Below are 20,245 nucleotides of genomic sequence, written 5' to 3'. Positions count from 1 at the left end.
CACATGTTAAAAAGGACCATATTTAATAGATTGGGCAATAATTAAAAAGATGATCGATACAGCCATTTGAATTAGAAAAAACGGAAAAATCCATTTCACCCATTTGGTAAAAGGTATCCCAGCAACTGCTAAACCGGCCAATAGAACTCCTGAAGTAGGAAATATGATGTTAGATAAACCATCGCCTAATTGGAAAGCTAACACAGCGGTTTGTCTTGTTATCCCTACCATATCTGCTAAAGGTGTCATAATTGGCATGGTGAGCGCAGCTTGTCCACTTCCAGATGGAACAACAAAATTAATGAGCATTTGTAAAACAAACATGCCTAAAGCATTAATGGCTGGGGGCAATTGTTCAACTAATCCAGACGTATAATATAAAATCGTATCCAATAAACCACCATTCGTGAAAATAACTAAGATGGTTTGTGCGACACCAATAATAAGTGCCCCAGAAACCATGTCCCCTGCGCCTGAAATGAAACCATTAGCCATTTTAGACGGTGAAAGCTGTCCAATAAAGCCCATAAAAATCGCACACATCAAGAATAATCCGCTAATCTCACTAATATACCAACCTAGTTTGATAACGCCATAAATCAACACGATGAAATTTGCCAATAGAAGAAGCAGCGCAAGAAGATGTCTTTTACTTAATTTGAAATTCAGATCAATTTCCGTATCTGCATTTGATTTGAATTTCCCGAACTCCCCTAATTTCGGGTTACGCTTTACCTTCATCGCATGAAAATAAATATATAAAATTGTAATGATATAAAATGCGACGAAGATGGCGACACGGAATTCCATACCTGAATACATCGGCAATTGAGAAATACTTTGAGCTATGCCCACATTAAAGGGATTTGTGATTCCGGAGGTAAATCCCGTAGATAAAGTGCCAAGCACCACAATCGCGAATCCTGTCATTGCATCAAACCCTAGCGCAATACTCATGGGCACGACTATAGCAATATACACTAAGGCATCTTCAGCTGAGCCGATCAGCGTACCTAATAAAGCAAAAATCAATACCATAAACGGAATTAACACTTTTTCTTTAGTACCTAATCGTGCGGCAACGAATTTGATTAAAGAATCCAAGGCGCCAGTTGCTTGCATGATTCCAAGAGCCCCACCGAACAGAAACACAAAAAGAATAATGGAAGCTCCTTCAATCATACCTAAGTGAACACTGCTAAACATCTCTAAAAATCCCACAGGTGTCGAATCCACAAATTCGAATGAAGTTGGATTCACGATGGTTCGGCCATCCTGTTCAACTCGTTCATATTGCCCTGCAGGTAAAACATAGGTTAAAACGGTGGCAATGATAATGACAATGAACATCAAGACAAAAGGATTTATTTCTTTTCCTTTCGGTTCTTTTGGTGGGGTGGCTGGTATAGGCTGCTGTTCAAGTGAATTGGATGTAATTTCATGATTAGTTGGATTACTCATAATATTTGTCCCCCATTTGCATTTAATAATGATTCATGATCTCCCAACTTCCATTTCTAAGGTAAATGACTATGGATTCATGCCAAATTGTGTTAATTGGCATGAATGTGTGAAAACATACTTTTCATTAAATACTCAATCATCATCGGTGTGAAAAAAATATGAAGGCGTTCCGTACGTTGATGTGCTCCTTTTCCTAAAGGTCCTACATTAAAAACGGGTGCTTTAAGTTTCATCATATCTTTAAAGAGGATACTATACGTTTCTCCCCAAACGGGCGTATTCCGTTTAAAAGCAGACCAACCATCAACATGATTGTTAAAATGGACATAACTTAAATCACAAACACCATTAAAATAGTGAATATGATTGATTTCCATAGATAATTTATTGGCCACTTTTTTTTAGATTCGATAATAAGAGGATCATGTGATGTATTGACTGGAGGATAGTAAGGCGGCGCGAACAATATGATGATCGCTGGAGCTAGTTCTTGGCATTGTATTAACAATTTGTCAGCAATTCGTAATGACTTTTCACGGAATCCTCTTTTTAGGGAAGAGGACTTGGGAAAAATCGGCCAATTCTCAAAAATGGCTTTTTCCATCAAAGCCATATGAAGGGCAAGCCCCATTTTCATATCCATTGTCCCTCTGCCAAATAAATATTCTCCTGATTCAAGATCACAGCGCGCTTCATTTGATCACTCACATTTTCGTGGATGAAGTGCCTTCGTGAGTTCTTCCGGATAAAATGCGAGTGGTTCTAAATCACCATATTTTCAGTTTGGGCCGTATCAAAATGGCTTATCAATACAACGGTGTCTTCAAATTTTGGATTTCTGTAAAGAGCCGTGACATAATTTCGCCCCGGGTCCACTTCATGAAGAGAGACTTAATTAGGGTTTTGTTGGAAGTATTCAATTTCGCTTAATTTATCCCTCAATCTATACGCAAAATTCCGTTCTCCATCAGTGAGTGTCCGGCTGCCCCAACTGACAAGTTCACATAATAAATTTCGAAGTGATTCTTTTGATCCCCATAGTAAATGACTCATTACACCTAACCTTTTCCAATTAAATAAATAGTTTTACTACAATTCCAAAGGAGTTCTTTGAAAACTTTTCATAAATAGGATAAACAGCTAAAGCCCGCAACTTGCTTTTGAAACTCCGACATCTTCAATTTCCTATCCTTTTGGAATAACTGATAAACGCTTCCTTTTGGTGTCAGATTCCTCGCTTTCATGGTTAATACATAGAAAAACAATATAGGCCTCCTCTCTTTTTTCCACATAGTGGAAACACTTTTCTTAAAGTGGAAATCTTATTTAATTATAAAATTAAAAAGAATAAAATGTCAATGTATTAAGAATTTTCAAAAAACAGCTTCTGGAGTTTGTGGTATACACATGCAAACAATTGATAGGGCTATGGATGTAATGAGAGTGCTGTTATCTAAATCATCGGAAAACGGTTATCCATAACTTCCGCTAGGCTCCATCCACCGTGTTAAAAGCCTAAAACGAATCTGAAAATACGAATGCACTGAATCGTTCTTTCTAAATCATGGTATTTAAAAAAATTACTTAATCGAGGAATTTATAAAAAAAATCCGGCTTCTTCATCTCTGTTTTTTGAAGACTTAAAATAGCCTAATTTTTTTGTAACCATTTTCATTTTTTCAATCACCATCTTCATTCTTCAAACATACAATATTAACAAAGTAAAACCGGGGGTATCAACATGCAAGACAATCAACATGGATCGCAAATGAACGAGGTTGAAAAGTTTGATGAATGGGTAAAAAAATTTTTTCTGGATCCGGAAACTTGTGCGTTGGATCATCAACTTTTTTCAATTGATATATACGAAAGTGACGATGAGTATATGGTGGAAGCGGTTTTAGAAAATCATGATGTTAAAGATATTAAAGTTTGCCTAAGTGATAATGAGTTATCGATCATCGTTGACGATAATCAAAAGCCCTTTCTTGAAAAAAAAGTGGATACACTACCCACACAGAGGAAAATCCCCTTCCCCTTTTCGATTTGCTCACGACGGATTACCGCTGAATTCTCAAATCCGATATTGGTGATTCGCATCCATAAGTTTTCCCCCGGAAAAACAGTCGAAGATATAAATATCGAGTAGTACATTCATCATAATAAAAAGAATGGCGTAGAGAGCACCCTGCTCCTTAGCCATTCTTTTTTATTTTGATTTATCCAGCAAAGTAAAAGGATGTTCGACTTCCTTTTTGTGTCGAAATGACCTGGAGCTGGGCGTCAATCCTTTCTTTCAATTCTGGAACATGAGAAATGATCCCGACTAATCTTCCAGTGCTTTGTATATCCATTAACGCTTCAATCGCATGATCTAGTGATTCGGGATCAAGCGTACCGAAACCTTCATCGATGAACATCGTTTCAAGAGAGATTCCGCCTGCATTCTGCTGGACAACATCCGCAAGACCTAAAGCAAGAGCAAGTGATGCCTTAAAGCTCTCTCCTCCCGATAGGGTTTTGACATGCCTCTCCTGACCGGTATATTGGTCATACACAGACAACTCCAGACCGCTCTGGATATTCCTGCGTGTAGGATCTAGCTTTCGCAACAGCTGATAGCGGCCGCTGGTCATTTTCAGTAATCTTGAATTGGCTTCTTTTAAGATATCATCTAAAAAAGCGGCCAATACATACCGTTCAAAAGTTATTCGGAAGGAGTTTTGTCCTTTTGAAATCTCTGACAGATGACCGACGATACTGTACTTTTCATCCAGTTCTTTCTGATCTTCCCTGATTTGCGCCAGTTTCATTTCAATTTCTTCATTTGTCCGTTTTTCGGCTTGCAATTCATTCTGATTTTGACGTAACAATTCCAATTCTCCATCTATGAAATCAAAAGTCTTTTTCAATCCTTCAAGGTCCGGTTTGATTACATCTTTTAATTTCATTTCCAAATCATGAAACAGACTCAAAACACTTTGCCAATTTTGATTATACTGCTGGACTTGGTCCTCTAAGTTTCCAAGAGCCGTTTCCGATCTTTTTGCTGCTGTATATTCTTTATAGTTGGAAAAACCTTGAATTGTCATATCCGAGATTAACTTTTCCCGTTCTTCTTTCAATTCTTGATTTAAAGCATTTATATTTCCACTTAGTGAATCTTTTTTTGCATTGATGGCCGATTCTTTTTCTTTTACCATTTGCAGGCTTTTTTGTGCATCTTCCAAGGCCATTTGCAAGCTTTTCTGCGTCTTTACAGCGATTTGATAGACAGCATCATATTCTTCCTCTGTCCTTATTCCATCCGGCAGGGAATCGGTTAATCCTGAAAGTTTTGTAGAATTTTCGATAAACCTCGTTTTCTCATGGTCTTCTTTTCTTTCTAAAGAGGTCAGGCTCTCTTGTAGCTTGGCTGCTTTCTCTTTTAACTCCAGCAAACGTCTTTCCAAATTGCTAAATAAAGACTTTTTACGATTCAATTCTGTTAACTGCTCCTGCAGCGCTTTTCCATTCTGTTCAAATTGCTTCAAATGATCATCGATATCGTCATCCTTAAACTGCGGCATGTCTTTTTGTAAGTCTGCCAACTTTTCTTGTGAAGACTCCACTAGTGCATCGTATTTGGATTTTGCTTGATAGTATGCACTTTCAGCTTGGCTTTTTTGTTGTTCTGAAGCTTTCAGCTTGTTTTCTTGCTCTTTCAGTTCCATATCCGTCGGCATATCCTCATGCATTAGCGCTGGTTCAGGATGATTTAGCGATCCGCACACAGGACAATTTTCTCCTGAGTGCAACATGGAAGCCAGCATACCTGCTTGACCTGATAGCCACTTTTGAGTTAGGGCTTCCAGTTTTCCCTTTTCCTGAATATGACTGTTTTGAATCTCCTTGAACCGATCATTCTTTTCATCCAAAAACCGCTTCATATTCTGAATTTCAGAAAGAACTTCTTGAAGCTTTTTTATTTGCATGAACGATTGATTGTTTCTTTCCACTTCGATTTCCTTATCACGATACAGAACCGCTGCTTTTTCCGCTTCAGTTTTTTCTTGAGCTATTCTCTCGGCCTCCACTTCGATTGCCTTTTGGTCCGAGACATATTTTTCCCGAAGTTCTTTACTTGCTCGCCACGCTTTTTCATCTAAAGTAACTTGAGCTTTTAAACTTGCAAAAGTCAAGACAGCTTCTTTAACCTGCTCTAGCTGATGAACATTTCGTATGGCCTGCTCCCTTTGGTTTTCTTTCAACATTTCCTGTTCATAGGAATTCTGCTTCTCATTGCGCTCAACTTGCAACTTCTCCGCCTGCTCACTTAACTTTTCTAGTTCAGTTTTTGCATCATGTACTTGTTTGCCAATACGTAAATAGTATTGTTCCTGCTTTTCGAGCGAGGCGGCTTTGTGTGCCATTTTGATTTGTTCTTTCACTAATTCCATTTCAGGCTGCTTTGCTTCAAGGGCATCCTTTTCTTTTCGCAGTTTTTCTTTTTCCGAAAATCTATTTAATAAATCGACGGCCTTTGAAAGCTCTTGATTTATTTGATCACGAGCTTTCTGCTTTTCCTGTATTTGTTTATCTACAAATTCATTTTTTTCTGTTGCTGCCAAAATGACTTCTTGTAAAAGTGGTAAGACCTGTTGCTCATTAGGCTCTTCCGTTTGCAATTGCGCCAACAATTCTACATGGTTACCAGGCTTGATACCTTTCATTAATTCAATTCTACGCTGAGCACTTTTTTCACTTTGCTTTTTAAGGATCGAAGCCTCTTCTTTTAATTTTTCTTCTATTCGTTTATAAAGTTCAGTATGAAATAATTTCTGGAGAATCTGTTCTTTATCCTTACTATCGGAAGTTAACAGTTTTCGAAATTCATTCTGTGGAATCATCAGGATTTGCCTAAATTGATTGGCATCAAGACCAATAAGTAATTTGATTTTTTCTTCAACCTCACGTACATTTGCACCAAGTATTTTTTTTCCATCGGTCGATAATTCATATAATTCAGCCTTTGCACCAACTGTAGTCGTTCCTTCACCAGCTTTTTTCTTCCGTTCCTGCTGCGGTGACCGGATCACTAAATAGGTTTTTCCTCGCAGAGAAAATTGCAGCGAGACTTCCGTCAACATATCATCTTCGGCAAACTGACTTCGTAAATCTTGGCCGCTTCGATCTTCCCCACTCGCTTTTCCATAAATTGCAAAACTTATCCCATCAAAAATCGTGGTTTTCCCAGCACCTGTTTTTCCAGAAATGACAAACATGGTCCGTTCTCCTAGGGAATTAAAATCAATGGTTTCTCTTCCTGCATAGGGTCCAAAAGCCTGCATCGTTAAAATATGTGGTCTCATTTCAAAGCCTCCTCTTTCTTCACAGCTTCAATTACCGAAACCATCAAATCTTGCTTTTGAGAATCAAAGTTCCGATCTGTCATTTCTTGATAAAACGTTTCAAACAAATCCAATTCTGATTTCCGTTCATCTTTTACAGATGAAAAGGATTTTTTTCTTCTAAGGTCAGTCAAATCCCACTTTCTCTCAAGATGAAGTACATTCGGGTAAACCTGTCTCAAGCGATTAATCGGATCGATGAGTGATCCCTCATCATTAAGTGTTATTTTCAAGTAGTCATCCTTTTTTTGCGATTGATAAAAAGAGGGATCAAGTAACTCTTCCATTGTTCCGGATATTTCCCTCATATCTAGCTTGGGTACCAAAGAGCGATAACGCAAATCAAAGCTTCCATCTTCCTTCATATCTACGATGGAAAGCGACTTATTTTGCTTGGCCTCCGAAAAAGAGTATTTTAATAGTGAACCAGAGTAAAACACCTTAGGATGACGTATCGCATCCGGACTATGTAAGTGTCCAAGTGCCGTATAATCGAATGCATCGAATAAGTCCGATGAAACACAGCCAGAGCCACCTACTGACAAGACTCGTTCTGAATCGCTCGTTTTACCGCCTAATACAAAAGCATGTCCTACGAAGACGTTCGGTTCATCCTTATTGAAGGTTTCCGCAATCGTTCCGGTTATCCGCTTCATCGCGTCTTGATGAGAATGGATACTATCATCTTCAAAAAGGTGGCGAACCGTCCCTGGTTCTGCATATGGTACACAATAAAAATTGACTCCCTTGATGCGGACCGGCTCACATGTTTTTGTCAATTTGCCATGGATGTATAACTGACTATGACGATACCATGATGAACCGAATGCAAGCCTTTCTGCTGAATCATGGTTTCCCGATATCGCAATGATCGGTGTATTCATTTTCACATTAATCGTATAAAGGATTTCATCAAGAAGTTCTACCGCTTCAGTCGGCGGAACCGAACGATCATATAGGTCACCGGCAATCACGACCGCATCCGGTTTTTCTTCTTCGACAATTTCTATGAATTGCAAGAGCGCATGCCTTTGGTCATCGGTCATATGTACCCCGTGAACGATTTTCCCTAAATGCCAATCGGCCGTATGTATAAATTTCATAGTTTCACTCCGTCCTCATTTTTACTTACTATTATTATATCAAAAATTTAACGATTAGCATGGTTTGGGTACAAACGTTCTAATTTTTACCACATAGTCCGTTTTCATTTATACATCATTTATACAGAATAAAAAAGGCACACTCCTAAGAGTCTGCCTTTTTCATCATTAGCTGAATAAATGTTCATATGGACTCATATTCACTTTTCTTTCGGCTAATTTTTTTTGTAAAAATTTATGGTCACGTTTTGGTGTGGCAATGATATATCCGCGTATCACTAGATCCTCCGAAATATCGTCCGCTTTTTCCTTTAAAGCCAATTCACCGATTTTCCCCGCAATTTTATGACGGGCAACATCGCGGAAAAGTTCTGGTACAGGGCTCACTAAATCTTCAAGTAATTCCTTTTGCTGCTTTGACCAAAGGTGCTTTGTTTGTTCCAAATAGTATTCTTCCCAATCCATATCGGATTTCCCATCTTCTTTAGGAAATCTTTTAAGGAACTTTCGAAACATGAAAAAGCCACCTATGCTCATCAATATAATTAAAAGGGCTACCCAAAATAGAATAAACCATAAAAACCAGCCACTTAGCAAAAGTACCACCTCATATGTATAGAATGATCGTCACTATTATTATAGACAGTAACCCATATCTTTACAAGACTGGCAATGTAATCATTCCGTTTCGTTCACTTCCAGTAAGACCAGCGAAAAGTCACCCACAGCATTTTCTTCATAAAGATTCGTTACTGAAGTTGCATAGTTAAAAATCTCTGCCCTAAATTCCTCATTTGACTGTGGAATTTTCACATCAAAAACCATTTGATAAAGCAGTGTAGTAATATCATGATATTCACTATTCGTGACCTTGAAATTAAAACTGACTTTTCTGATTTCTCCACTTTCAGAATCCTTTACAGTTTCAGCAAGAAAATCAGTAACCTGCAGTGGAACATCATTTAAAATGACCTCATCTACCATTTTATCAACATCTCCTTAAATGTGGTTAATGATATGTTATCACTTAGGGCTTTTTAGCTCCAACGATTCAGCCTTAAATAATATAAAAAACGTGCACAAGTTACCTTGGCACGTTTCTTTAAATCATTTTCCCTTTTTAACGATTATACGCCATTTAGCGTCATCGATTTGTTCAAATTCCGTGATTTCATGACCTTCAGTAGCTGCCCAGCGAGGAATGCTCTCCGTTGCTTGGGTACAATCGAAATTGATGATTAGTTCCTCTCCTTTGGCCATATCCACTATTGCTTCTTTAGCTTCCACTAAAGGGAATGGGCATACCATCCCAGTCGTTTCCAATACCTTCGCCATATACATTACACTCCCCAATAGATAATTTTCATCACATTCTTATGCAGCTTTTGAAATAGCCGCTGTTTTCTTTTGCTTACGGATAATCGTGAAATAAGTGGCTACCCATGTACCTAATAGGAAAAAGACAATGGCAATCCAACCCTGCCAAGCAAATAACGCCGAGTTCACCAGACCATTACCTATTGTACACCCTCCTGCAACACTTGCACCAAATCCCATGATTACACCGCCAATTGCATTATTACGCAACGTTTTGATATCAGGCAAGCGCCAACGGAATTCACCGCTCCCTTTTGCTGCAATGAAAGCGCCAAGGAAAATACCCAATACTAAAAACGTCCCCCAATCGATCAACGCATTATCACCTGTTATTAGGAAAGTGAGTATGTTAGCGGAAGGAGCCGTAATTCCAAGACCGAACATCCTACCTGTCATTGCACTTAGTGGCCAGGCCATGATTGCGATCAGGCCAATCAATAATGCTGTAACAAATGGATGCCACCGTTTTTCGAATAAAATGTGAGCCAATCCGGTTTTTTTCGGTTTCATTTTGAAGATTGGCAGTTTAGGTTTTCTTAATTCACGAATCACCAAGATGCCCACCAAAATGGTCACAACAATTACAAGCACCCATGGCGAAACATTCAATGTTTCATGAATGTACGTATCACTTGTACGATACGACAACAGATTGTCCCCTGCCGCTTTCCAAACCCCGTATTTTGTCATTGCAGCTCCAAGCATATATCCAAAAAGGGCAACCCAACTGCCAATCATGCCCTCTCCGGCACGGTACCAAGTTCCAGTAGCACAACCGCCGGCTAGCACCATTCCAATGCCAAAAATAAATCCACCGACGATAGTTCCCAACCAAGGAAAACCGTCATTTCCAAATTGAATGATCCCTGTATCATTCAATGCATAAACACCAATACTTTGTATCGCTATAACAACGAATGTAGCTAAAAACATACGTCCATCTTTAGCTAAAATCAAATCACGATATGCACCAACAACACAGAAACGGCCTCTTTGAAGCACAAATCCCAGCAGTACACCACAAATAATCCCGAATATAATCATTTGTAACATGAACCGTTTCCTCCTTAAGTAAAATAATAATAACAGTACTAATATAATATAATTCATATGAAATTACTAGGTTTTTTAATCAAAAAAGTGATCATTAACATGAAATGTTCCAAGAAAAAATTGAAAGGCTGTTTTCTCAAAGATTGTTGCTGTTAAAACTAAAAGGCAGATTTAATCTACAAAAGGTGTAGTATACTTTGCTATAATCAACCCAGGATATATAATTATGGTTAATCGAAAGGAGGGATAATAATGAAACAAGTAGCTTTCCATCAATTGCACAAAGAGCATAATAAACGAATAGCAGAATTTCATAAAAACCACGAAATTGAAATTCAATGTGGTGAAAATGGGAACGGTTTGTTAGCTAAATGGGAAAGATTTTTTTATAACAAGGTAATTTCCCCTCTAAAGAATGTGAAATAATACCTACCTATTAAATGAATTGTCATCCTTGTACAGTTTATTTTTGTTTCGCATTTTAAGTCAAATACGCATTAATCTTTTTTTCTTATTCAACTAAACTGCTCCGTTAGTTAAATAACAATAAACCACTGAATCTACCAAAAAGCATCTGATTAATGATGCTTTTTATCTTTTCTTAACGCTTCAACTGTGAAATAGTTAGATTTTTGACAAGCTGAAATAAGCATTTGCTCTATCCGATTTTCAAATGCTAAGTTTTTATGTAACTCAATCAAACGATACCAGTAGAGGTAACTATCCAAATAATACGTACCAACGCCTTGAAATCGTTCCATCCATCCTTTCAAGCCGTGCATAACAAAGAAGAATGGGCTATATAATCCCCGATAACCGCATCAATTTCATCTGCTTTCTACCCGCCATTCTCGCTATAATATTGTTTTATTGCGGTATTGTGCTACAACTACAGCAATTTTCAGATTTGAAATACCTCGTTTTTCGCCCTTTACTCCTCGTTTTTTTGGTTTACGATGTATAAATCTACGACCTTTTAAAGATTCACGAAAGAAAGTCTCATCACTTTCAATGATGCCAGATAATTGATTGAACCCGTGACTTCCTAAAGCATTTAAAATCTTGTGTCTCCAATAAAATGCGGTAGATATTTGAATTTTTAAAGAGTCTGAAATCTTCGGTAATGTAACGCCGTTTATCATCATTTTAATGTATTTAATCCATTTTTCCGGATAACGTGAACCTGAAAAAGGCGTATTTGTCATATCATTAAATATTTTTCCACAACCCTTGCATAAATATCTTTGTCTAGAACGATATTTACCATTACGTTTTACAGCAGTACTTCCGCAATGAAGACAACCTAAACCAGACGAAAAGCGAGACTCCTTGATCTTAGGAAGTAACCATTTTATTTTCTTCTTTTGGGTATAGGTCTTGTTTTATCGCCTTAAATAAGGCTAGTTGATCAACTTTTTTTAATTCTCCGACTACTTCATACACATATCTCCACATTATTGAACGCCACCTGAAAATGCATTATATTCAACCATAATCAGTATTTTCAAGAGAGCAACAATCTACACGAAAACAGCCAATTGAAAAAACCTGAGTCATCATAAATGTCGACTCAGGTTGTAAGTGTTATCCCTCACACCAAATTACTTTCGCTGAAACTAGCGGCTTTAACCTTTTTGTATTGGTATAGCATGGCGATTCTCCATGGGACGATCATCGCAAAAGCAAGTAAGAAAAACATTCCACTTAAGACGCCAATTTCAATTGTGCTACCAAGCATCAGTTTCGCCACAAGCCGAATCACCATGAGTCCAATCAGAATGAATATAAACGCTTTAGAACGAAGAATATAAATTTTATCATCTCGAACTTCGAATTTTGAAGTTTTTATTAATAGGATGGAAAATAGCATCCCTGCAACAAGTGCCTCCAAAAATTCGTATCGAGTGACCCGGAACATTGGGAAAAGAAACATTAAAGCACCTGTACTCATGAACAGCGGAGGTAAGATGATTTTCTTTTCATTCACCGGTTTTTTAGTTTCTTTCATTCTTAACATGAATACACCCATAGCCATCACAATCGCTATACCTGTTGATATATATATCATTTCATAACCATCCCTTTTTTAACTAAAAATAGGTAAGTACCCATAAAAAATTATATATGACTTCCATTAATAAACAAAGTATATAGTACCTATTTAAGATAAACAAGGAGAGCGTTATTAATTTAGCGCCCTATGGATGGCATCCAGTACTCTACTTTCGTCAAAAGGCTTAACGATAAAATCTTTTGCCCCGGCTTCAATTGCTTCGACAACCATTTTTTGCTGCCCCATTGCAGAGCACATGATAACCGTTGCAAAAGGAAATTCCTTTTTAATTTCTTTAACCGCATCCAGACCGCTTAATACTGGCATCGTTATATCCATTGTCACCAAGTCAGGATTTAGATCAACCGCTTCTTTCCCATTCTCAGCTTCACCGATCACAACATGCCCTGCTTTTGATAAAATATTTGAAAGTGTCATTCTCATAAACTTAGCATCATCAACTATTAATATTCGGGCCATGTCCGTTCCTCCTCATTTCAAACAGTAGCACTGCTAAACCTATCGTTAGAAATGTAATTTATACTATGTAGGATACATGTCTTTAGACCCCAAAATCAACAGTTTTAACCTAGAAACGAACAAAATACAGGGTGAAAAATACCTAAAAATCATTCAACTAGAATTTTTTTGAATAAATGTATTATTATGCACTAAAATCCCGTAAAGCCACCGAATAGTCTAGATAGGACTGCAATTATCTTGGTCATCCAATTAAAAAACAAAATGATACCCATTACAATCATTAAATATCCGCCAATCTTCATAATGTATTGGCTGTATTTTTTGATCCATTTCAATTTTCCAACAAAGAAGGATAAAATGAAAAACGGTATGGCAAAACCTAATATATAGGCAGTCATATAGCTCATTGCAGCCCCTGGATTTGTTGCACCTAAAGAGATGACGGCACCTAATAGTGGACCTGCACAAGGTGTCCATCCAGCAGCAAAAGCAAGACCGATAAGAATGGAACCAACGTATCCGCTAGGTCGGTTTTTAAATTCAAACCGACTATCTTTCATCAATGATTTCGGCTGAAATATCCCTACAATGAATAATCCAAAAACGATAATTAAAATGGCACCAATTTGACGGATTAATTCTTTGTAATCCGAGAAAAAAGAACCTAGAAAGGTTGTACTAAAACCTATTGCAATAAAAACCAATGAAAATCCAAGAAGGAAGAATAAAGTATGAAGCATGCTTCTCCTTTGAAGCATGGCGTTCTCGGATTTGATTTCTCCAACACTCATACCAGTGATATAAGATAAGAAAGCTGGATATAGCGGTAAGCAGCACGGAGAAATAAAACTCAAAAAGCCTGCCCCAAAAGCTAAAAATATGTTTATATCATTCAAATAAGCTCACCCCTATGTATGTCAAACTATAAACATTGTAACAAATAAGATAAAAAAATACATTTATGGAACTGTGAATAATTCATGACAACTAAAAGGCAGACATTCAAAATAGAATCGTGCTTAAGTTTTATAAAGTGAACTTATTTGAATTCATAAGTCCAAGCCGATATAATTGTTATATTCATACAGATTTTACAACTAACACTTATTAAAAAGGTACCTTGAAAAAATGTTGGGGACAGAAAGGAATTAAAATGGCTAAAGAGAATGAATTTCTCGAACAGATTGAAATAAAGAGAAATGAGCTAATTAAAATTGTCGCTAAAGATGGTTTAAACTCCCGTGTAGCAGTTGAATATAGCCAGCAGCTTGATCATTTATTAAATAAATATAATGAACTTTTTTATAAAACTGGTACAGATTTTTAATCCTGATTTCTTACCAGTTTATCTCTCCCTTCGATCTCATCTCTGTCATTGTATGCTTACTTTTGACAGTCAATCTCCCCTTTTCCAAACCCTTCCATAATGTGAATGATTATAAAAATGACATACCCTCAAATAAAAAAACAGGCAATCCCTTTCGGCACTGCCTGTCTTCATCTTTTTATTTAAGATGACATACAACGATCACGTTACAATATCAACATCGGATGTTGGTGCATAGTTAGTCACGACAAGAGTTACCGGAGATCCAGCTATAATGGAGGAACCGGTTGGAACAGTGATTACAAGACTTCCTACTCCAGTTGCCCCTGGAGTGTATGTGGATATATCCTCCATTTGCAGCACACCATTAATATACACTTCATATGAGCTGTTTTCCGTACTTAATACAGGCAACGCAGTAGCAGGAGCGCCCGTATCCGACCAAAAACTTGCTGCATCAATTGGAAGTGTCGTTGGACCATCCAATGCAGCGGGTACCTCATAAAAAAATCGGGTCACCAGTGGATTTATATTGATCTCCGAGGTAGCCGCTATGGCTAATTTCATTATTTTTAACGGCAATATATTCACCTCTCTTCTCTCCATGCTATGACTTCATGAATGGAATTGTATAGACTAAATCCAAAAATGGTCCTCACCGATAATCTGCACTTTTTATAAAATAGATAAGGAGATAAGAAAAAAAGGGGAGAGTTTTAAAAATGGATCAGGAAAATTGCCGTTTCATTAAAATGGATACCCAAATCCCGAAACCTTTGTTGTTTTTCCCTAAGTGCTCTCCCCAAGAAATTCGCACAAGGATTCCGAGAAACATTGTTTCTTACGAATTTTATGCTATTGCAAATGGCTACCAACGCATATTTGAAGAAAAAGATGGAATTACAGATATAGGTAAACAGATAATACTTGATCCCTCAAATACTTCCTTTATGAATTTATTTATAAATGGTGTTTTACAGCCTCATGATAATTACACGGTTGAAAAGGGAAAGTTTAAATTGAATACGATTGATACACCAATAAAAGGGACACCTATCATATTGCAAATGTTCGTTATTTAAACAACTTCCCTCAATAAGCAAACAGGAAACGGTTGAATCCTGCACTTTCTTGTAATACAAAAAATCACCAACAAGTAATACTTTAATAAATGGGCTGAACTATTGAACGTCTTTAATAAATAAAGTTGAACTCCATATACTATGTCGTATATACATGTACAGGAGGGCATTATTTTGAAAACCTTACTCATGACTTTTTCAGTTTTCATCCTTTGTTTATTTTGTGACACTCCATATATCCAGGCCATAACTTCCAGTCGCGAAGCATACGAAAAAACTGGAAATGTTATTTGGGAAGGACACACAAAAGAAAAAATCGTAGCCATAACTTTTGATGATGGACCACACCCTTCCTACACACCTCAAATCCTGGATATATTGGCTAAGTATAATGCCAAAGCTACCTTTTTTGTTTCAGGTAATAAAGTAAAAAGTAATCCTGGCATTCTAATGAGAGAAATAAAAGAAGGTCATGAAATTGCTAATCACACCTATCATCATTATTACAATAAAAATATGACAGCCGATTTATTATCTTCTGAATTAGATCAAACAGATAAAGTGATTTGGGACATTGCTAAATACAAACCATCCCTATATCGTCCTGTAGGTGGTCTTCATAACGATATAATTATTAATACAGCAGTAAAAAAAGGATATAAGGTTATTCTGTGGTCCTGGCATCAAGATCCCCAAGACTGGAAAAGACCTGCACCAAATAAAATCTCCACTCATATAATCAATTCGTTACGAGCAGGTGATATCATTCTCCTGCACGATTGGAGCGATCGTCCCCAAACGGTAATAGCATTAGAAACGACATTGGATTATTTGTATAAAAACGGCTATGAATGTGTTACGGTATCTGATTTAATATTTCGTTCCAACGTGAGTACACCCGGATTTTTCAGAACCTTCCCTGTTGAATGAGCATATCGTAAAAAACATTTTTATTTATCTGGAATTCATTCCAAAATCATTTCATTTTGGCGGCAAATAAATGGACCTATCGATGGACGATCAGGTCCTCTGCAAGCTCTCGCTTCTGAAAGGCATCACGAGAAACAATAATGGGGCTTTCCGAATTACATATTACGCCTTCCAGTCATTTATTCCTGTATATTCATAGCCGCTATTTCTTCTCTCCTGAACCCTTCGATCTCTGTTTTACTTTCTATTCCAAAATACAATAATTCGGAAAATATTTGTTGATTCAAATTACAATACCCTACTTTTTTTGTTTTGTAATTCTCCCGGTGTTCTTCTCTTAACCTTCCTTTAAAGCCTATATAATATATAACCAATTCACCTTACAAATATCTCCTACCTTTTAACCTATAGCTCCCAGTAATAATAAATTGACTTCCTTGCATTCCGAAACTAGTATAGTTAAGTCAGCTATATGGAAGGCGGTTTATGATTTGAACGTTCAGGCACTTTTACAAATGAATACGATATTTATTAGCATCCTAATTGAATCCCTTCCCTTCATTTTATTGGGAGTCCTTATATCTGGAATCATCCAAATTTTTGTGTCAGAAGAAATGATAGCAAAGGTTATACCGAAAAATCCGATCTTATCTGTTTTATTCGCAATATGTGCAGGGGTATTTTTTCTTGCTTGTGAGTGCGGGATCGTCCCGATTACCCGCCGTTTGATTGCTAAAGGCGTTCCACTTTCAGCTGCCATTGCCTTTATGCTTTCTGCACCTATTCTGAATCCAATTGTTCTGTTTTCCACTTATATTGCATTTGGGAATAGCTGGAGCATGGTTATCTATCGTGGCGGAACTGCACTATTGGTCGTCATAATTATTGCGTGTATTCTCTCTTTCCAATTTAAGACAAATCAACTTAAACATGAACATATCGAACATACCAATCACCATTCCCATACGGTTAAAGACAAAATAACGGGGATGTTTAAACACTCGATTGAAGAGTTCTTTTCTGTTGGAAAGTACTTAATAATTGGCGCACTACTGGCAGCTGCCATTCAAACCTTTTTGAAAACATCCCTATTGCTTGAAATTGGTCAAGGAAATCTATCCGGGAATGTAGTTATGATGGCATTGTCTTATGTGATGTCCTTGTGTTCCCAAGCAGACGCCTTTGTTGCGAGTTCTTTTAGAAGCACCTTCTCGACCTCTTCAATCGTTGCGTTTCTTGTATTTGGGGCCATGTTCGATATTAAAAATACGATCATGCTTTTAGGTACTTTCAAAACAAAATTTGTTTTATGTTTGATGGCTTATATATTTATTTCCGTACTAGGCTTAACTTTATTGTTCATTTCTTAAAGAGGGTGTTTTATATGGGACGTTTATTCATATTACTTGGACTTACTTTTTTATTCATGCATTTACACGCCTCAGGGAATATATCGAAATACATTAATATGGAATATTCTTATGTTTCAGAGATTGCTATCTATATATTAGCTATTTTTACATTAATGGGTTCCTACTTATATATTAAAGAAGATGATAAAAAAGAGTGTGATGATTGTCATTGCGGGCATGATCACTCAAAAGAAAACAAAAGATGGAAAAAACTCCTTACTTACTCGCTATTTTTGATTCCCATTTATACCGGACTCTTCTTGCCTGTTGCCACAATGGATTCGAATATCGTAGAAAAGAAAGGATTTCATTTCCCCGTATACGATGACACCGATGAATATAGTCAGCATCAATTTCTGCAACCTGATACAAGTTTGTATTATGGTAAGGATGACTATTTAACTTTAATGGATGAGTCTCTAAACAGCTTAGTTAAACGTGATAGCCTGCAATTAACCGACAAAAACTACCTTAAGGATTTGGAAGCCATCTATTATTCTCCTGGAAAGTTCACAGGTAAAAACATTACGTTAACTGGTTTTTCCTACAATTCAAAGGATTTATCTAAAAACCAGGTATTTCTGTTTCGCTTTGGGGTCATCCATTGTGTCGCAGACTCTGGGGTATTCGGTATGCTAATCGAATTTCCGGAAGGAATGCATCCAAAAAATGATGAGTGGTATTCCGTGACAGGTAAACTAGAAACCATTTATTATCAGCCATTTAAGAAAACCATTCCCATACTCAAAGTAACATCGCAGACTAAAACCGTTGAGCCCGATGATCCTTATGTTTATAGAAATTATTAAAGAACTATTCATTAAGAGGTAACTATATATCCTTCAGCCAGTCAAATGATTGCACATCGGTAACCATGGTTTGAAAGATTATGCTGTTGGTTTATTGAGGTAATTTATTGAAGATGCATAATTTATTAAACTTAAATACTAAATTCAAAGTGCCCATCTTTAAGGATGGGCTTGTTTTATATCTTCGCTTGTAAAATGACCCTCACACCTTATGTCTTCCCCCGGCTGCTCATAATAAATTCTCTTAAAAAAGGGCAACCAGTATTATTTTTCTAGTAAGCCTTTTTATTTGATCGTACCTGTTAGCTGAATACAGAACAGGTATATTACGAGAGGTTCATGATATAATCATCATAGATAACCGCATTCTGAAAATTGAAACCTTTAAGGAGTCGATGAAAATTGACAATGGATATTAGTAAAGAACAAACTATTTTTAACCATATTGGAAATAGAATCAAAACGGAAGATAGAGAAATAGATATCATTGCCAGATTAGAAGAACCACTAATAGTAGTTTTAGGAAGTGTTTTGAGTGACGAAGAATGTGACGAACTAATTAGGTTGTCAAAAGACAAAATGCATCGTTCTAAAATTGGAGATTCCCATGAAGTAAATGAGATAAGAACAAGCAGTGGTATGTTTTTTCAAGAAAATGAAAATGATATCATTGCCAGAATTGAAAAAAGAATATCATCTATAATGAATATACCCATTGAACATGGGGATGGGATTCAAATTCTCAAATATTCTCCTGGTCAAGAATATAAAGCTCATTTTGATTTTTTTACAAGTAAAGAGACCAAAAATAATAGAATCAGCACAATTGTCATGTACTTAAATGATGTAGAGCATGGGGGAGAAACGTTTTTTCCTAAACTGAATTTTTCTGTATCACCCAAAAAAGGGATGGCAGTGTATTTTGAATATTTCTATAACGATAAACACGTAAACGAGCTAACTTTACATGGTGGAGCGCCAGTTATAACTGAAGAAAAATGGGTTGCAACACAATGGATGAGAAGACAAAAAAAGTAACAACTGATAGACGTTCATTGTCCAAAACGGTAAATTAGAGTATTTTTTTCAAATACCTGTCCCCTCTAAACCTTTAAATTTGTTATTATCCTTTAGGAATGAAGTCGGGGACAAAAAATTCACAAAATATCGACATCTTATGAATGACCTCCCCTTTTTTCTTATAAAATCTTTTAATATAGAAGAAAGTCGTATTTTCAGAGAGGTCTTTGAATTTTGAACTCAAGAGTGTCGTACTCATAATAAGTCCGTTTCAAAAATCGTTTACATATTCGAATGTATGAAAAAAGGTACAGATTGGATTTGAGTCATTATTTTGGACACAAAAGTTTAATATTAAGAAAGCCCTATTCCAAACAATCGCCTAGTAGGATTTGGCTCCCTAAACTACTATGAATTCTTTTTCTGTTATACATCCTTCAATAAATTGGAACATCGCTAATTTTGTTGTTTGAATGTCTTGATATTGTACGTGGTTACATCTTTTTTTTAGCATGAATGGATCAAAACAATCATTATCAACGCGCAACCAAAGTGAGCAATGAAGCCTCCCCCTCTTCCTTCTATACCAAACTAAAGAGTACGACAAACATGTTAGTTAGCTAAACTACGACCTGCGCGCAATAATATACACCAAACACCAGTTATAGACCCATTCCCGGCTATTTATCCGGGTTTTTTTTATTCCATTTTTAAACCAATCAGCTAACTCCTCGGCCTGAAT

General features: G+C 36.7%; 21 protein-coding genes and 1 pseudogene. 8 read left to right on the top strand and 14 right to left on the bottom strand.

Annotated features, from left to right (window positions below; genetic code table 11):
- Window positions 1-6: 6 nt before the first annotated feature.
- The 3 genes from ACQKMH_RS20970 to ACQKMH_RS20960 all read right to left on the bottom strand — a co-directional run bounded on the left by ACQKMH_RS20970 (window position 7) and on the right by ACQKMH_RS20960 (window position 2,729).
- Window positions 7-1,350, bottom strand: coding sequence for a YfcC family protein (locus ACQKMH_RS20970; RefSeq protein ID WP_427589380.1), 1,344 nt, complete (start codon window positions 1,348-1,350; stop codon window positions 7-9).
- A 203-nt stretch (window positions 1,351-1,553) separates the two neighbouring features.
- Window positions 1,554-1,841: a hypothetical protein gene (locus ACQKMH_RS20965; RefSeq protein ID WP_427589319.1), complete on the bottom strand. Its 288-nt coding sequence runs from the start codon at window positions 1,839-1,841 to the stop codon at window positions 1,554-1,556.
- Window positions 1,842-2,585: 744 nt separating this feature from the next.
- Window positions 2,586-2,729, bottom strand: a complete 144-nt coding sequence (locus tag ACQKMH_RS20960; RefSeq protein WP_427589318.1) for a hypothetical protein — start codon at window positions 2,727-2,729, stop codon at window positions 2,586-2,588.
- A 476-nt stretch (window positions 2,730-3,205) separates the two neighbouring features.
- On the opposite strand from ACQKMH_RS20960, the gene ACQKMH_RS20955 reads away from it, so the two are divergent.
- Window positions 3,206-3,613 (top strand): Hsp20 family protein, encoded by a 408-nt coding sequence (locus tag ACQKMH_RS20955; protein WP_427589317.1) that lies wholly within the window; start codon window positions 3,206-3,208, stop codon window positions 3,611-3,613.
- Window positions 3,614-3,683: 70 nt separating this feature from the next.
- Here the strand turns inward: ACQKMH_RS20955 and ACQKMH_RS20950 are convergent, their stop codons facing one another.
- The 6 genes from ACQKMH_RS20950 to ACQKMH_RS20925 all read right to left on the bottom strand — a co-directional run bounded on the left by ACQKMH_RS20950 (window position 3,684) and on the right by ACQKMH_RS20925 (window position 10,387).
- The gene (locus ACQKMH_RS20950) at window positions 3,684-6,815 is read right to left on the bottom strand and encodes an SbcC/MukB-like Walker B domain-containing protein (RefSeq protein ID WP_427589316.1); all 3,132 of its coding nucleotides are present in this window, start codon (window positions 6,813-6,815) and stop codon (window positions 3,684-3,686) included.
- Window positions 6,812-7,957 (bottom strand): exonuclease SbcCD subunit D, encoded by a 1,146-nt coding sequence (locus ACQKMH_RS20945; RefSeq protein ID WP_427589315.1) that lies wholly within the window; start codon window positions 7,955-7,957, stop codon window positions 6,812-6,814. The genes ACQKMH_RS20950 and ACQKMH_RS20945 overlap by 4 nt, the downstream gene beginning before the upstream one ends.
- A 168-nt stretch (window positions 7,958-8,125) precedes the next feature.
- On the bottom strand, window positions 8,126-8,554 hold the full coding sequence (locus ACQKMH_RS20940) for a DUF2621 domain-containing protein (protein WP_427589314.1): 429 nt from the start codon (window positions 8,552-8,554) through the stop codon (window positions 8,126-8,128).
- Between the two features lie 81 nt (window positions 8,555-8,635).
- On the bottom strand, window positions 8,636-8,941 hold the full coding sequence (locus ACQKMH_RS20935) for a DUF3219 family protein (protein WP_427589313.1): 306 nt from the start codon (window positions 8,939-8,941) through the stop codon (window positions 8,636-8,638).
- A 123-nt stretch (window positions 8,942-9,064) separates the two neighbouring features.
- Window positions 9,065-9,292, bottom strand: a complete 228-nt coding sequence (locus ACQKMH_RS20930; protein ID WP_048685981.1) for a sulfurtransferase TusA family protein — start codon at window positions 9,290-9,292, stop codon at window positions 9,065-9,067.
- Between the two features lie 39 nt (window positions 9,293-9,331).
- Window positions 9,332-10,387 (bottom strand): YeeE/YedE thiosulfate transporter family protein, encoded by a 1,056-nt coding sequence (locus ACQKMH_RS20925; protein WP_427589312.1) that lies wholly within the window; start codon window positions 10,385-10,387, stop codon window positions 9,332-9,334.
- A gap of 252 nt (window positions 10,388-10,639) precedes the next feature.
- Between ACQKMH_RS20925 and ACQKMH_RS20920 the strand changes: the two genes are divergently transcribed.
- Window positions 10,640-10,813 (top strand): hypothetical protein, encoded by a 174-nt coding sequence (locus ACQKMH_RS20920; RefSeq protein WP_427589311.1) that lies wholly within the window; start codon window positions 10,640-10,642, stop codon window positions 10,811-10,813.
- A gap of 152 nt (window positions 10,814-10,965) precedes the next feature.
- On the opposite strand, the pseudogene ACQKMH_RS20915 reads toward ACQKMH_RS20920, so the two are convergent.
- The 4 genes and pseudogenes from ACQKMH_RS20915 to ACQKMH_RS20900 form a co-directional block, all read right to left on the bottom strand.
- Window positions 10,966-11,842, bottom strand: a pseudogene (locus ACQKMH_RS20915) (IS1595 family transposase).
- 136 nt (window positions 11,843-11,978) lie between these two features.
- On the bottom strand, window positions 11,979-12,455 hold the full coding sequence (locus ACQKMH_RS20910; RefSeq protein WP_427589310.1) for a CcdC family protein: 477 nt from the start codon (window positions 12,453-12,455) through the stop codon (window positions 11,979-11,981).
- A 117-nt stretch (window positions 12,456-12,572) separates the two neighbouring features.
- A complete protein-coding gene (locus ACQKMH_RS20905; protein WP_427589309.1) occupies window positions 12,573-12,920 on the bottom strand; it encodes a response regulator in 348 nt (115 codons plus the stop codon).
- Between the two features lie 191 nt (window positions 12,921-13,111).
- Window positions 13,112-13,819, bottom strand: a complete 708-nt coding sequence (locus tag ACQKMH_RS20900) for a cytochrome c biogenesis CcdA family protein (protein WP_427589308.1) — start codon at window positions 13,817-13,819, stop codon at window positions 13,112-13,114.
- A 257-nt stretch (window positions 13,820-14,076) separates the two neighbouring features.
- Between ACQKMH_RS20900 and ACQKMH_RS20895 the strand changes: the two genes are divergently transcribed.
- Window positions 14,077-14,250: a Spo0E family sporulation regulatory protein-aspartic acid phosphatase gene (locus ACQKMH_RS20895; RefSeq protein WP_427589307.1), complete on the top strand. Its 174-nt coding sequence runs from the start codon at window positions 14,077-14,079 to the stop codon at window positions 14,248-14,250.
- Between the two features lie 201 nt (window positions 14,251-14,451).
- Here ACQKMH_RS20895 and ACQKMH_RS20890 read toward each other — a convergent pair whose 3' ends face one another.
- Window positions 14,452-14,832 carry a DUF4183 domain-containing protein gene (locus ACQKMH_RS20890; protein ID WP_427589379.1) on the bottom strand — a complete coding sequence of 127 codons (381 nt, stop codon included), beginning with the start codon at window positions 14,830-14,832 and terminating at the stop codon, window positions 14,452-14,454.
- A gap of 140 nt (window positions 14,833-14,972) precedes the next feature.
- Between ACQKMH_RS20890 and ACQKMH_RS20885 the strand changes: the two genes are divergently transcribed.
- From ACQKMH_RS20885 to ACQKMH_RS20865, 5 genes are all read left to right on the top strand, one after another.
- On the top strand, window positions 14,973-15,332 hold the full coding sequence (locus ACQKMH_RS20885; protein WP_427589306.1) for a DUF4183 domain-containing protein: 360 nt from the start codon (window positions 14,973-14,975) through the stop codon (window positions 15,330-15,332).
- 189 nt (window positions 15,333-15,521) lie between these two features.
- Window positions 15,522-16,262 carry a polysaccharide deacetylase family protein gene (locus ACQKMH_RS20880; protein WP_427589378.1) on the top strand — a complete coding sequence of 247 codons (741 nt, stop codon included), beginning with the start codon at window positions 15,522-15,524 and terminating at the stop codon, window positions 16,260-16,262.
- A gap of 515 nt (window positions 16,263-16,777) precedes the next feature.
- Window positions 16,778-17,632: a permease gene (locus tag ACQKMH_RS20875; RefSeq protein WP_427589377.1), complete on the top strand. Its 855-nt coding sequence runs from the start codon at window positions 16,778-16,780 to the stop codon at window positions 17,630-17,632.
- Window positions 17,633-17,646: 14 nt separating this feature from the next.
- Window positions 17,647-18,483: a TIGR03943 family putative permease subunit gene (locus tag ACQKMH_RS20870; protein ID WP_427589305.1), complete on the top strand. Its 837-nt coding sequence runs from the start codon at window positions 17,647-17,649 to the stop codon at window positions 18,481-18,483.
- 408 nt (window positions 18,484-18,891) lie between these two features.
- Window positions 18,892-19,521: a 2OG-Fe(II) oxygenase gene (locus ACQKMH_RS20865; RefSeq protein WP_427589376.1), complete on the top strand. Its 630-nt coding sequence runs from the start codon at window positions 18,892-18,894 to the stop codon at window positions 19,519-19,521.
- Window positions 19,522-20,245 lie beyond the last annotated feature (724 nt).

The sequence above is a fragment of the Peribacillus sp. NPDC097895 genome (assembly GCF_050277555.1).
Classification (GTDB): Bacteria; Bacillota; Bacilli; order Bacillales; family DSM-1321; genus Peribacillus.
The sequence above is the reverse complement of the archived record's forward strand: the minus strand, read 5'-3'. Positions and strand labels throughout refer to the sequence as shown.

What these genes read in the sequence shown, in the direction of transcription:
- ACQKMH_RS20920 (WP_427589311.1), top strand. Translation starts at nt 10,640, where the DNA reads ATGAAACAAGTAGCTTTCCATCAATTGCACAAAGAGCATAATAAACGA.
- ACQKMH_RS20875 (WP_427589377.1), top strand. Translation starts at nt 16,778, where the DNA reads ATGAATACGATATTTATTAGCATCCTAATTGAATCCCTTCCCTTCATT.
- ACQKMH_RS20930 (WP_048685981.1), bottom strand. Translation starts at nt 9,292, where the DNA reads ATGGCGAAGGTATTGGAAACGACTGGGATGGTATGCCCATTCCCTTTA.
- ACQKMH_RS20905 (WP_427589309.1), bottom strand. Translation starts at nt 12,920, where the DNA reads ATGGCCCGAATATTAATAGTTGATGATGCTAAGTTTATGAGAATGACA.
- ACQKMH_RS20870 (WP_427589305.1), top strand. Translation starts at nt 17,647, where the DNA reads ATGGGACGTTTATTCATATTACTTGGACTTACTTTTTTATTCATGCAT.
- ACQKMH_RS20880 (WP_427589378.1), top strand. Translation starts at nt 15,522, where the DNA reads ATGACTTTTTCAGTTTTCATCCTTTGTTTATTTTGTGACACTCCATAT.
- ACQKMH_RS20950 (WP_427589316.1), bottom strand. Translation starts at nt 6,815, where the DNA reads ATGAGACCACATATTTTAACGATGCAGGCTTTTGGACCCTATGCAGGA.
- ACQKMH_RS20955 (WP_427589317.1), top strand. Translation starts at nt 3,206, where the DNA reads ATGCAAGACAATCAACATGGATCGCAAATGAACGAGGTTGAAAAGTTT.
- ACQKMH_RS20970 (WP_427589380.1), bottom strand. Translation starts at nt 1,350, where the DNA reads ATGTTCATTGTCATTATCATTGCCACCGTTTTAACCTATGTTTTACCT.
- ACQKMH_RS20910 (WP_427589310.1), bottom strand. Translation starts at nt 12,455, where the DNA reads ATGATATATATATCAACAGGTATAGCGATTGTGATGGCTATGGGTGTA.
- ACQKMH_RS20945 (WP_427589315.1), bottom strand. Translation starts at nt 7,957, where the DNA reads ATGAAATTTATACATACGGCCGATTGGCATTTAGGGAAAATCGTTCAC.
- ACQKMH_RS20935 (WP_427589313.1), bottom strand. Translation starts at nt 8,941, where the DNA reads ATGGTAGATGAGGTCATTTTAAATGATGTTCCACTGCAGGTTACTGAT.
- ACQKMH_RS20925 (WP_427589312.1), bottom strand. Translation starts at nt 10,387, where the DNA reads ATGTTACAAATGATTATATTCGGGATTATTTGTGGTGTACTGCTGGGA.
- ACQKMH_RS20895 (WP_427589307.1), top strand. Translation starts at nt 14,077, where the DNA reads ATGGCTAAAGAGAATGAATTTCTCGAACAGATTGAAATAAAGAGAAAT.
- ACQKMH_RS20885 (WP_427589306.1), top strand. Translation starts at nt 14,973, where the DNA reads ATGGATCAGGAAAATTGCCGTTTCATTAAAATGGATACCCAAATCCCG.
- ACQKMH_RS20965 (WP_427589319.1), bottom strand. Translation starts at nt 1,841, where the DNA reads ATGGAAATCAATCATATTCACTATTTTAATGGTGTTTGTGATTTAAGT.
- ACQKMH_RS20865 (WP_427589376.1), top strand. Translation starts at nt 18,892, where the DNA reads ATGGATATTAGTAAAGAACAAACTATTTTTAACCATATTGGAAATAGA.